Raw genomic sequence first — 11671 nt, 5'->3', positions numbered from 1 at the left:
GAGCACCTCAGAACTCTCCCTATCATCACGAATCAGATCGCCCATCATTCCTCATCGGCGTCTCACGTTAGCTCTTGGGGTATATAACCTTATAGATCACAACTTCACCATCGTCATACACTTTTTGAAGCTTTGAAAACTTGTCGTAGCTTATGTTGTAGTTGCTCTTTTCGAGATATCCTATATAGATAAAGGAAACGTTGTACTTTTCGAGCAGGTCGTAGTCCAAATCTTTCGATTCGTAGATCTCCTTTATATCCCTCCAGCGCTCGTTTAACACTTTCACGGTTTCGTTGTCGAAGAATCTCCAGAAGAGTTCGTGTCCTCCATTACACAAGACACTCCTCAACCCCGTATATGAAGAAACTCTACCAGCATATGTGTACGACTCGTAGGGTGTTTTGCCCGGATATTCAACTACGACACCGCTAAATCTGTAGAGATACTTCAGGGCGTTGTACTCTCCGTAGGATTTCGTAAATTCTATCCCGTCTAAAGTCCCCTTAAAGCCCAGAGTAGGTAGTCCCACAGCGCATCCGATTGGATAAATCCAGAGAATCGCTATCAAGCAGATCGCGATAGACTTGTAGATTCTTTCGTACGAATAGTTTAGATAGGTGAATCCAAAGCTCAGAAGAATCCAAGCTTGAACGTACGATTTAAAAACGGTGTTCAATCTCTCTATTTCCCCACTGTACGCATCATCAACGTAGACTATCTCAACTGCCGTTAGTAAGAGCAGAGCGGTTAAAGCTACACCGAGTTCGAACGATCTTTCTTCGTAAAACTTCTTTAAGAGAGCGACTACGGTCGGTAGGGTGATAACTATTACGGGGAATTTAAAGAGCAAGGATATTGGGATTGAAATTCCCAGCACAGTTAAGAAAATCTTTCTCTCCTGAATGAGTGAATAAATCAAAGGTAATAGAACTAGCGGTTGAGCGATTATAAAGCTGATTAAATCCGTTCTCTCACACACAAACCCTATCCCCTTAACGGCACTTGTATTCAACGTTAGATGAAACGGTAAAAATGGAATCACCGCGAGTGGTAAAAGAGCTAAGGCGTAGAATCTGCGGAGAGCTATGGAAAGAATGATGTAGAGGAAGGAGTAAGTGAAGAAATCCCAAGAATTCACGGTAAACATGAAACCCAGCAGAAATGACATTAAGACGGCAGTAGATTTCTTTTCCTCCCTCACCCACATGTAAAGGGCAATTAGAAATGCGATTTGAAATGGTATGGACATAAAGTGGGGGTGAAGATCCCTAAAGAAGAGTGTCGCAAGGGGGAACTCGTTTATAGTCCCCTTTATGACTCTGGTTACAGTCCAAAAGTCAAAAGCTTTCGATATATTGCCAAAAATTAGCATTTTCAAAGTCATTAGGTTGCCAGCTAAAAGGAGGAAAGGAATGGTAATCTTCTCTCTGCTTTTGGATATCAACCATACAATCGGTGTCATGGCTAAAGCGAATACGGTTGCACAGGCTAAGTTGTAGGAGATGTGAGTTGTTGTCAAGCTTAAGATCGTCAGAATAGCATAGCTCACGTAACCCATGTAGTAGTAAAAATTGAGTCTGTAACCAGCAAGGAATGGATCGTAAGGAGGTAAGCTGTTGCTCTTTGTTATCGCTGTCAGAATAGCCATGTCGGTCATCTTCTCAGCACCTACAACGTAGGGATTGAACATCTCGTACAGCAAGTAGATGAGAAAGAAAACTATGAAGACCGCTTCAAACTTGAAGAAATCTATCATCAATCCTCTGAAATTTGATGATATCCTATTCACATCGTACAACCAGAGTAGAGATCCTACAGTAACTGTTATCATAAAGCCGTAGAATGTTGCAGACTTGAAATCCACTAAGAACGAAATCAACCAAACGATGTAAGTTAGGAAAATCAAGCCTAAGACTTTAGACAAACCCCTCAAACCCAATCTATCTGCTAAAGGAAGTGATAGAAATGAGATAATGTAAAGGATAGTGATCCAGAGAACTATTTCGAGCATGCACAAATTTTGACGATTAAAAATATAAACTCTCCGACTACTTTCCACCATGAAGTACAAAGTTGGCGTCTTGGGAGCTACAGGAATGGTTGGTCAGAAGTTCGTTCAACTTTTAGCGAACCATCCTTGGTTCAAGATAACGACGTTAATGGCTTCGGAAAGGAGAGTTGGAAAGAAGTATGGTGATGAGGTCGATTGGATAGTTTCGAGCGATGTTCCAAAGGATGTTAGAGACATTGAGATGTCACCGATGGATCCTAAGTACTGCGATGCTGATATAGTTTTCTCCGCTTTGCCATCAGATGTTGCAAGGGAAGTAGAGCCGAAGTTTGCCAAGGAGGGTTTTGTAGTTGCAAGTAACGCTTCAGCTTACAGAATGGAGGAAGACGTACCTCTAGTTATTCCCGAAGTCAACCCTGACCATCTCCAGTTGATAGACGTGCAGAAGAGAAACAGAGGGTGGGACGGATTCATAGTTACGAATCCCAACTGTACCACCATAATGCTGACGATAACTCTCAAGCCGTTGATGGATCTGAAACTGAAATCTGTAAGAGTTGCAACGATGCAGGCTTTGAGCGGTGCTGGTTATCCAGGAGTGCCATCGTTAGCAATAGTTGACAACATCATTCCTTTCATAAAGGGTGAGGAAGAAAAGGTTGAAAGTGAGCCTCTAAAGATCCTCGGAAGGCTTGAAGGTGGCAAGGTCATTCCCGCAGACTTGGAAATCTCAGCATCGTGCCACAGAGTTCCTGTTATAGATGGACACCTCGAAGCCGTTTGGGCTAGGTTTGATGGTAACGTAAGCGTAGAGGATGTAATTGATGCATTTGATTCGCTGAAGCCTTTGGATTTGCCGACATCGCCAGAGAAAGTGATAGTCGTTAGGAGTGAAGTGGACAGACCACAGCCACGTCTTGACAGAGATACTGGCAACGGTATGAGTGTGGTCGTTGGAAGGCTGAAGAAGGTTAAGGACAACGAAGTTAGGTATCTCGTTTTGGGACACAACACCGTGAGAGGGGCTGCAGGGGCAAGCATTCTCAATGCGGAGTTGATGATAAAGGAGGGATACATCTCTCAAGCGTAAAAACAGTCGCCAGAAAAAACTTTAACAATTTTTCCACCGACATCCAAAATAAGACCGCCGTCTCCATCCAAATCCAAAGCTCTCCCGGTATAGACACCCTTTGCCGTTCTAACGACGACATCCTTCCCGAGCGTTTCGCTCATGTGCTTCCATTCATTCCTAATCTCCCCCCATCCACCATTCAACAACTTGAAATAGTAACGCTCAAAGCTAATCAAAACATCCTTCAAAACTTCCAAACGGTTGAATTCTCGACCGTGTATATCCTTCAAAGATACACCATTGGGCGGAGTGGGATTGTTCACGTTTACTCCTACGCCAACCACTATCATAGGATCCTCGATCTCTCCAAAGAGTTCGCACAGAATTCCGCATAGCTTTCTACCATTGTAAACAACGTCGTTCGGCCACTTCAGTCTAGCTCTTAAAGCCTTTGCAACTGCAACTCCTGTAGTTAGCGTTAGCTTTGGAACATCTTCTATTGGCAGATCTCTAGGCAACGTTATCGAAAAGTACAGCCCACCACACTCACTCATCCAACGCCTTCCATACCTCCCTCTTCCTTCTGTTTGTCTCTCAGCTATGAAAAGTGTTTTCGGCTTTGCAACCTCCTTAGCCCTCTGATTAGTCGAATCGACAACGGTGTAATAGTAGACTTCGTCAATCAACCTCAGATCTCTACAGATCATAGCAACCTCGTAGGGTGAAAGATCAGGAGTCCTCACAATTTTGTATCCCATTCCCTTCCTCTTCTCTATTACATAACCGAGGCTCTCCAGCTTCCTTATGAACTTCCAGACTGCGGTTCTGCTAACCCCTAAGAGTTCAGCCAATATCTCTCCAGAGACCCCTTCTTTCAATCTCTCTACGACTTCAGAAGATACCTCTTGAACCCCAACGATGTAAGGGCGGTAAGCCATTCCTCAACAACCCCTTCAAACCCGCTCTCTACGGTGTAACTATCATCCGTTAAGATTGCAACATCCCTACCTTCGAATTTGAACGTTATCGACCTCTCAAGTTTTGATATGGTGATGGTGAAGGGGGGATCTATTATTTCCATCTCGTTTTCCCTAATGATCGCCCAGTTTCTCAAAATTTTTTTAAGTTCTTCAAACCTCTCAATTACACCTGAAACTCTCATCACTTCACCTTGACCCTTGGAATTTTACCGTTTTTGAATATCACAACTGCATCCCCAATGTTAAACTCGTTGTTATCGAGAGTTATAACAACTTTGTTTTCTCCAACTTCCTCTACAATACCCCTAACACCGTTCAGAGCAGATTTCAAAGTGTTTTCAAAATTCTCGTAGATATCTATCAGCTTTTTTCCCAGAGGAGTCAGAGTAGTCCTTCCACCTTCAACGCCACCCTTCTCGCTCTCAACAACCCTCTCCCCAAGAACATTCTCCATTCTCCTTATGTAATCCCATATGAATCTGTAAGACATACCCAAAGCTCTCGAAGCTTTTGAGATCGACTGAAACTTTTCGATATTCTTGAGAATATCATATCCACCCCTACCCATTACCGGTTTTCCTTCAAACTCTATCCAGAACCTCAGCCCAACTTCCATACATTGAATTTTTCAACTAAGTTATAAGTTTGATTTTCGATTTGATTTGGAAAGATTTAAATTCATTGTTTATTATTGTGCATAACGGGTGAAATGATGATATGGATACTCCTAATTCTCGCGTTGTTGATATGCGGTTGTCAACAGCCTGCAAAACAGCTTACGACTCAAGAAACGACGCAACCGAAAAAGGTAACTCTAACGATCTTTCATGCAGGATCACTTACAATTCCTTTGCATGACTTGAACGAGGAGTTTGAGAAATACATGAAAACTAAAGGCTACGATGTTGAGATAAGAACTGAAGCCAGTGGTAGTGTTATGGCTGTTAGAAAAGTTACGGATCTGGGTAGAAAAGCTGATATCGTTGCCGTGGCAGACTACACAATTCTACCGGCTTTCATGTATCCGAAATATGCGGACTTTTACATAGCCTTTGCAAGAAACGAACTCGTGCTTTGCTACACAGATAAGAGCAAGTATAGCGATGAAATAAACGGTAGCAACTGGTATAAGATCCTTGGAAAGGAAGGTGTTAAATTTGGATTTTCAAACCCAAACGTCGATCCCTGCGGCTACAGAAGTGTGATGGCTATGAAGTTAGCTGATCTTTATTACAACGATTCAATATTCCACGAGTTAATCGAAAAGCATACGAATATAAGAGCAAATGGAACCAAGATAATTTCACCTAGGGACGTTAGAACTGATGGAAAGGTTGTAATAAGGGACAAGAGTGTCAATCTGATTGCTCTGCTTGAGAGTGGAAGCATAGATTACGCATTTGAGTACAAAAGTGTTGCACTCCAGCACAACCTGAAGTTCGTAGAACTGCCAGATGAGATCAACTTAAAGAATCTCAGCCTCAAGGACTGGTACGGACGGGTTTCGATCACCGTCTGGAAGGTTGAAAATGGTGAGCTTGTTCAAGAGGAAATAAAGGCTAGGCCGATTATGTACGGTTTAACAATACCTAAAAACGCTGAAAACAGAGAAATTGCTGAAGAATACTTAGCATATCTGTTGAGCGATAAAGGTAGGGGAGTGTTTGCAAAGAACTATCAGGAGTTCCTAGAAAAGCCCTTAGGATTTGGAAATGTGCCAGATCGTGTTAAGAGATACGTCGAGATTGTAACATGAACAGGAGAGATTATATCGACATATTCTTCATAATTCTCGGATCTTTTCTGTTATTCTACATAATTTTGCCCATCTTTACCCTTCTCTTAAGGCAATGTCTCGACATCGGAACGTTGATTAAAGTTCTAAGGGATGAGGTAGTACTCAACGCTTTGAAGAATACATTCTTAACAGCCGGAATTACGACGTTAATAGCTCTCGTATTGGGAGTTCCGCTCGGTTACGTCTTAGCGAGAAAAGAGTTTAGATATAAGAGTTTGATTCAGGGAATTGTTGATGTGCCAATCGTTATTCCTCATTCTGTCGTAGGTATAATGCTACTGACGACATTCTCAGATGCAATACTGGACAGCTATTTGGGGATAATTATGGCAATGCTCTTCGTATCAGCATCCTTTACGATAAATTCAGCGAGGGATGGCTTTTTAGCCGTAGATAAGAAGCTTGAGGACGTTGCTAGGACACTTGGAGCCGGAAAGTTCAAGACATTTTTAACCGTTAGCCTACCCTTAGCTTTCGCTTCGATACTAAGCGGAGCTATAATGACATTTGCGAGGGCTGTGAGTGAAGTTGGTGCAATACTTGTAGTAGCTTACTACCCCAAAACTGCTCAAATACTGGTTTTGGAGTACTTCGAAAACTTTGGCTTGAAATACTCAACACCAATCTCAGTTATTCTGATAGTTCTAAGCCTGACGATATTCGCAATTTTGAGATGGTTGTTGAAGAGGAGTGATAGGCATGCTAAGGCTTGAAAACGTCTCCAAGGATTGGAAGGAGTTCAAAATTAGAGATGTAAGCTTTGAGGTTAAGCGAAAGGAATATTTCGTTTTGTTAGGTCACAGCGGTGCTGGTAAAACTCTTCTGCTTGAGATTATAGCGGGATTACACAAACCAGACAGCGGTAGGATATACCTAGAAGGTGAAGACGTAACGGGGAAGCCACCCGAGAAAAGAAACGTAGCATACATGCCACAAAACTATGCTCTCTTTCCTCATCTAAGCGTTTATGACAACATTGCCTACGGTTTAAAGATCAGAAAGTTTGAGAAGAATGAGATTAGAAGGAAAGTATTGGAACTTTCGGAAGTTTTGGGGATATCACATCTGTTGCACAGGAAACCCAATACCTTAAGTGGTGGAGAACAGCAGAGAGTTGCTTTGGCCAGAGCTTTGGCAATTGAACCCAAGCTGTTACTACTCGATGAACCTTTCTCAAACTTGGATCTGGCCACGAGATTTAGGCTTGTTGAGGAGATGAAAAGATGGCATAAGGAGCTTGGTTTTACAGCTATCCACGTCACACACAGCTTCGATGAGGCTATGGCTTTAGGAGATAGAGTGGGAATTATGATTAAGGGCAGGGTTGAGCAGGTGGGGAGATGTGAAGATGTATTCTCAAAACCCAAAAGCGTTGAAATTGCCGAGTTCTTAGGTTACAACGTTATAAGAGGCTTTTTGAGGGATGGAAAGTTGTATTTAAACGGTTTGAAATTGAATATCGAATCGGATTTTGAGGGAGATGTTAGTGTGGTGATTAAGCCTGAAGATGTGTTGATCTCAAAAGATGGCGAGTTCGAAGCTTTAGTTGAAGGTGTAGAATTTTTCAAGTTTTTAGCGGTTGTAACTCTGAACGTTAACGGATTGAAGATTAAAGCTCAAACCACAACTGAAAACGTTTTGAAAGAAAGTATTAGAGTTGGATCTAAAGTCAGGGTTTCTATCAGGAGTTTACGTTTGATGGTATGAAAGAACTTATATACTGTCAAATATTCAGGATGTCTATAAGGCTATAGGGGGATTGCTATGGACTCTTTAGTTAGAGAAGCTTTGAAGAGGGCGGAGATGGAAAGAAAACCCGTAGAAGGATTGGAGGAAGATATTTTACAGGCCTTAGAGGAGCTAAAAACTGTTATTAAGGTAATAGGAGTTGGTGGAAGCGGTTGCAATACTATTACGAGGATGTACGAAGAGGGAATTGAGGGAGCCGAGCTAATAGCTGTAAACACCGATGCTCAACATCTTTGCTACACTAAAGCTCATAGAAGGTTGCTGATTGGTAAGAAGAGGACTAGAGGTTTGGGTGCTGGAAGCTTACCGCAAGTTGGAGAAGAGGCTGCGAGAGAGAATGAGGAGGACATAAAGAAGTTGATTGAAGGAGCGGACATGGTTTTCATAACATGCGGATTGGGCGGAGGAACTGGAACGGGTGCTGCGCCGGTCATTGCAGAAATTGCCAGAGATGCTGGAGCTTTAACAATAGCTGTTGTAACTTTTCCGTTCTCTGCAGAAGGTGCCATTAGAAGAGCTAATGCTGAGGCGGGATTGGAAAGGCTTAGAGAAGTTGCAGATACGGTTATAGTTGTTCCAAACGACAAACTGCTTGAAGTCGTGCCTAACTATCCACTTCACTTGGCTTTCAGAGTTGCTGATGAAGTTCTAATGAGAGCTGTTAAGGGAATTACGGAACTGATAACTAAACCAGCTTTGGTTAACCTTGACTTTGCAGATGTAAAGACGGTTATGGAGAAGGGCGGAGTTGCAATGATAGGACTAGGAGAGGCAGAAGGAGAGGATAAGGCACAGGAGTCTGTTAGGAAAGCTTTGAAGTCACCTCTCTTGGATGTGGACATAACTGGAGCAAAATCGGCTTTGGTGAATGTTACCGGTGGGCCGGACATGACCGTTGAGGAGGCTGAGCTTGTCGTTGAGGAGATATACAATAAAGTTGACCCCGAGGCTAGAATAATCTGGGGTGCAATGATAGATCCGGAGCTAGAGAACAAGATGAGAACTTTGGTAATAATAACTGGAGTGAAGTCACCGCAGATATACGGAAGAAAAGCACCGCACTTCACAAAGAAGTTTGGAATAGACTTTGTCAGATGAGGTATTGGGAAATAGATTTTTTGAGAGGCGTAGGTATAATTTTAATGCTAATTTCAAATTTTGTAACAGATCTTCAAATCTTTTTGAATTATCCTTATTCTCCCTTCTGGCATGCCTTTGCAATGCTTACAGCATCGATATTTGTATTCGCATCAGGAGCAAGCTTTTACGTGAGCTATACACAAAAAAGAAGCTTAAAAAGAATCTTGAAGAGGTTTATAAGGCTCATGAGCTTGGGATTGCTGATTACGGCAGTTACAGCAATTTTGTTTAAGGAGGGGACAATATACTTCGGAATTCTGCACTTCCTAGCATTGGCCTGGATTTTGGCGATTCCCTTTTACCATTTGAAGTCTTTAAGTGTGGTGTTGGCAGCTGTGTTCATAATTCTATACCCACTCGTGGATTCCGTTCATGCTCAAACTCTGGCATTCTTACCCCTAGGTATTACACCTCCAAGCTTCTATACATTCGATTACTTTCCCATTTTCCCTTGGTTTGGTATACTTTTACTGGGATTTAAGTTTGGAGAAGCTGTGATGAAATCGAGAGGTAATGTAAAAAACTTCAAATTCGTATGTCTTTTGGGTAGAAATTCGCTTAAGATTTACTTACTTCATCAGCCGATACTGGTTTCGATAATCCTTCTCGTATTCGGAGACAAGAGTGGCATTTTAATCTACAATCCTTTAAAATAAAATTTGAAAAATAACACAGAGTCACTTGTATACAAGAACGCTTACGTCGGAATTTCTCGTAACGTGGGTGGTAACGCTTCCAAGCTTTTCCACACCAGCTCCGATAGCTATTAGAGTAGCGTTAAAGTCTTTGGCAGTATCCACGATCGCCTTTCCAACTTTGCCAGCTTTCAGTATTATCTTCGCAGATGGATACTCCTTCTTTATCTTTTCTATGAAGTCCGTATCGAGTTCCTCGCTCTCGGCGACGTGTAAGGCTATTAACTCATCTATTGGGAATCTCTTAATGTAGTAGAGCAGTTCCTCACTCTGCTTTGAAAAATCAAATGCGTAGAGAACTCTGGCAAAGAGCGAATCAACCGTCTGACAGATACCACCTTCCACCCTGAACTTTGTCAGAAGGACGGGAACTGTTGAGAGTTCAAGTACACCTTCTGAAACACTTCCAAGTATAACTTTCAGCTTTCTGCTTAGTCCCTTACCCCTTGCACCTATCATTATAAGTCCTACCTTCTCCTCTTCAGCCTTTTTAGCTATCTCGACAGCTGGATCACCTATGTAAGGTTCGATGTATCTTGCATTGATACCAGCGGATTTGAATCTATCTACAAGTTCCTCAAGTTTCTCTTTAGCTCTTCCAATTAATTCGTCTCTTGCCTTCTCGAATGTAACTCCGGCGAATGAATCTATCATCTCCGGATCAAACTCTATTACGTGCATCAGTATTACTTCGCAGTCCATCTTTTTCAGTTCATTCAAAGCGCAGAGTATTGTGGCTTCAGAATAATTTGAAAAATCAGTAGGAATCAAAACTTTCAACGCTTTTCACCTCCGTTGGTCATCGTAGCCCTCTTCACCTGTGCAATCCACTTGTCAAGCCCAGCAACTCCCTCCTGCATGAGTATGTTTGATACATCCTTCCTTAAAGATGTTATCTTTAGCATGTCCAAGACACCATGTGCAAAGTTTCCGTGGATTATGGACCAGTAGATTGCCAGAGCGATGACTGCCAAGCTCATAGCTACTCTCATGACTGGATCCATGTGTGGTATCTGTGTTATGAAGTACGGCCATGCGTTCGGGTCTCTGAATAACAGGTAGTAGTTTATCAATGTTATTATTCCGAAAATGATCGTCTTGGTAACCAACTTTCTGCTAGCCCCTCCCTTAGGAATCTCAATAGCCTCACTGAGCACTCCCGCCTTTGCGAGCTTTCTCCTTATTGAGAACATTGGAACCATTACTATTGGAGCTACAGAAAGCAATGCGATTATCATTATTGGTAGTACAAGTGAATCGAGAGTCTTTCTTATAGCTGGATCAAGTGTAATCCATCCCAAATCGGCCAAGTAACCGGGGACTGCACATGCTCTGCTGACGGTAACTATGAGCATCACGACAGCCATAGCCAGCTTTATGTAGAACGGTCTGGTGTATGTTGTTCCAACTGCACCGATCTGGACTCCGATTAGAGATGTGGCTAGTATCAAGGCGGTCAGTCTGAAGTCTACAGCACCCATTAGATATATCCAGCTGAATGTTCCGGTAGCACCCATCACGAAAGCGATTCCAAGCTCGGTAGCACTTGCAACTGTGCTTGATGCTCCAATGATATATATCATCGATGGAACTCCTATGAATCCTCCAACTGCAATCGTTGCAGCCAAGAATCCTGTCATGAATCCCGTAGGAACTGTAAGCCATAGGGATTGTGTTCTACCAGCAACCTTGAAGTGTATCATTGGTGGTACCCTAAACTTCTGCTCAAGTTTCATTGCAAACTTAGGTTCCGTGTCAAGCAGACCGTACTTCTTAGCCTTTATGGCATCTCTCAAACATATCGCTGCAACCGTTGGAAGGACTATGAGGAATGCAATCGAGACGTATAAGCTCGTTCCCGTTGGACCGAGCATCTGAGCGATCATGTACTGGACTTGAATACCCACCTGCACACCGACTATAGCTGATATTGCCATCAAGAGTGCGAGCTTGGGGTCGAGTTGTCCCAGTTTATATCTCCTCCAAGCTCCGACCATAGCTTTGGGGAACTTATGACACATGTTGCTCGCTACTGCAATTGAACCCGGCGTACCTATTGACATCATTCCCGGTGTTAGAACGAATGCTCCACCGCTCCCTATGAATCCGCTAAGCATTCCACCGAAGAATCCCAGAGCCAGTAGAAACAGTGCTTCAAATGGGCCGATGTGTATAAACATATCTGGGGTCATTGCGGGTCCGCCAGTCGCAAATTTCGCCATTCAC

Annotated in this window: 12 protein-coding genes; 6 read left to right on the top strand and 6 right to left on the bottom strand. The window is 42.7% G+C overall.

Annotated elements, in window-relative coordinates:
* Positions 1-67 precede the first annotated feature (67 nt).
* Positions 68-2011, bottom strand: a complete 1944-nt coding sequence (locus tag ARCPR_RS09080; RefSeq protein WP_012941198.1) for a DUF2298 domain-containing protein — start codon at positions 2009-2011, stop codon at positions 68-70.
* Between the two features lie 49 nt (positions 2012-2060).
* Here ARCPR_RS09080 and asd point away from each other — a divergent pair, with 49 nt between their 5' ends.
* Positions 2061-3101, top strand: coding sequence for an aspartate-semialdehyde dehydrogenase (asd, locus tag ARCPR_RS09075; protein WP_012941197.1), 1041 nt, complete (start codon positions 2061-2063; stop codon positions 3099-3101).
* Here the strand turns inward: asd and ARCPR_RS09070 are convergent.
* The 3 genes from ARCPR_RS09070 to ARCPR_RS09560 are packed head-to-tail and all read right to left on the bottom strand — an operon-like array spanning position 3092 to position 4679.
* Entirely contained in the window at positions 3092-4021 is a 930-nt protein-coding gene (locus ARCPR_RS09070) for a biotin--[acetyl-CoA-carboxylase] ligase (RefSeq protein WP_012941196.1), read from the bottom strand. The genes asd and ARCPR_RS09070 overlap by 10 nt on opposite strands.
* Positions 3967-4245, bottom strand: a complete 279-nt coding sequence (locus ARCPR_RS09065; protein ID WP_012941195.1) for a hypothetical protein — start codon at positions 4243-4245, stop codon at positions 3967-3969. Before ARCPR_RS09065 ends, ARCPR_RS09070 begins: the two co-directional genes overlap by 55 nt.
* Complete coding sequence (locus ARCPR_RS09560) at positions 4245-4679, bottom strand: winged helix-turn-helix domain-containing protein (protein ID WP_012941194.1); 435 nt, start codon at positions 4677-4679, stop codon at positions 4245-4247. Before ARCPR_RS09560 ends, ARCPR_RS09065 begins: the two co-directional genes overlap by 1 nt.
* Before the next feature lie 96 nt (positions 4680-4775).
* On the opposite strand from ARCPR_RS09560, the gene wtpA reads away from it, so the two are divergent.
* The 5 genes from wtpA to ARCPR_RS09035 are packed head-to-tail and all read left to right on the top strand — an operon-like array spanning position 4776 to position 9406.
* Entirely contained in the window at positions 4776-5819 is a 1044-nt protein-coding gene (gene wtpA / locus ARCPR_RS09055) for a tungstate ABC transporter substrate-binding protein WtpA (RefSeq protein WP_012941193.1), read from the top strand.
* On the top strand, positions 5816-6574 hold the full coding sequence (gene wtpB / locus ARCPR_RS09050) for a tungstate ABC transporter permease WtpB (protein WP_012941192.1): 759 nt from the start codon (positions 5816-5818) through the stop codon (positions 6572-6574). The genes wtpA and wtpB overlap by 4 nt, the downstream gene beginning before the upstream one ends.
* Positions 6561-7568 (top strand): ATP-binding cassette domain-containing protein, encoded by a 1008-nt coding sequence (locus tag ARCPR_RS09045; protein WP_012941191.1) that lies wholly within the window; start codon positions 6561-6563, stop codon positions 7566-7568. The genes wtpB and ARCPR_RS09045 overlap by 14 nt, the downstream gene beginning before the upstream one ends.
* Positions 7569-7625: 57 nt before the next feature.
* Positions 7626-8708 carry a cell division protein FtsZ gene (gene ftsZ / locus ARCPR_RS09040; RefSeq protein ID WP_012941190.1) on the top strand — a complete coding sequence of 361 codons (1083 nt, stop codon included), beginning with the start codon at positions 7626-7628 and terminating at the stop codon, positions 8706-8708.
* Positions 8705-9406 (top strand): heparan-alpha-glucosaminide N-acetyltransferase, encoded by a 702-nt coding sequence (locus tag ARCPR_RS09035; RefSeq protein WP_012941189.1) that lies wholly within the window; start codon positions 8705-8707, stop codon positions 9404-9406. Before ftsZ ends, ARCPR_RS09035 begins: the two co-directional genes overlap by 4 nt.
* 21 nt (positions 9407-9427) lie before the next feature.
* Here the strand turns inward: ARCPR_RS09035 and ARCPR_RS09030 are convergent, their stop codons facing one another.
* A complete protein-coding gene (locus ARCPR_RS09030; protein WP_012941188.1) occupies positions 9428-10225 on the bottom strand; it encodes a universal stress protein in 798 nt (265 codons plus the stop codon).
* Entirely contained in the window at positions 10222-11667 is a 1446-nt protein-coding gene (locus ARCPR_RS09025) for a sulfite exporter TauE/SafE family protein (RefSeq protein ID WP_012941187.1), read from the bottom strand. The genes ARCPR_RS09030 and ARCPR_RS09025 overlap by 4 nt, the downstream gene beginning before the upstream one ends.
* Between the last annotated feature and the right edge of the window lie 4 nt (positions 11668-11671).

Origin of the sequence: Archaeoglobus profundus DSM 5631 (genome assembly GCF_000025285.1) — an archaeon.
In the GTDB taxonomy this organism is placed as follows: domain Archaea; phylum Halobacteriota; class Archaeoglobi; order Archaeoglobales; family Archaeoglobaceae; genus Archaeoglobus_B; species Archaeoglobus_B profundus.
Note: the sequence above shows the minus strand (reverse complement) of the source record. Positions and strands in the feature narration are given on the sequence as shown.

Coding starts and splice junctions, on each gene's coding strand:
- wtpA (WP_012941193.1), top strand. CDS start 4,776: ATGATATGGATACTCCTAATTCTCGCGTTGTTGATATGCGGTTGTCAA.
- ARCPR_RS09080 (WP_012941198.1), bottom strand. CDS start 2,011: ATGCTCGAAATAGTTCTCTGGATCACTATCCTTTACATTATCTCATTT.
- wtpB (WP_012941192.1), top strand. CDS start 5,816: ATGAACAGGAGAGATTATATCGACATATTCTTCATAATTCTCGGATCT.
- ARCPR_RS09070 (WP_012941196.1), bottom strand. CDS start 4,021: ATGGCTTACCGCCCTTACATCGTTGGGGTTCAAGAGGTATCTTCTGAA.
- ARCPR_RS09560 (WP_012941194.1), bottom strand. CDS start 4,679: ATGGAAGTTGGGCTGAGGTTCTGGATAGAGTTTGAAGGAAAACCGGTA.
- ARCPR_RS09045 (WP_012941191.1), top strand. CDS start 6,561: ATGCTAAGGCTTGAAAACGTCTCCAAGGATTGGAAGGAGTTCAAAATT.
- ARCPR_RS09065 (WP_012941195.1), bottom strand. CDS start 4,245: ATGAGAGTTTCAGGTGTAATTGAGAGGTTTGAAGAACTTAAAAAAATT.
- ARCPR_RS09035 (WP_012941189.1), top strand. CDS start 8,705: ATGAGGTATTGGGAAATAGATTTTTTGAGAGGCGTAGGTATAATTTTA.
- ftsZ (WP_012941190.1), top strand. CDS start 7,626: ATGGACTCTTTAGTTAGAGAAGCTTTGAAGAGGGCGGAGATGGAAAGA.
- asd (WP_012941197.1), top strand. CDS start 2,061: ATGAAGTACAAAGTTGGCGTCTTGGGAGCTACAGGAATGGTTGGTCAG.
- ARCPR_RS09025 (WP_012941187.1), bottom strand. CDS start 11,667: ATGGCGAAATTTGCGACTGGCGGACCCGCAATGACCCCAGATATGTTT.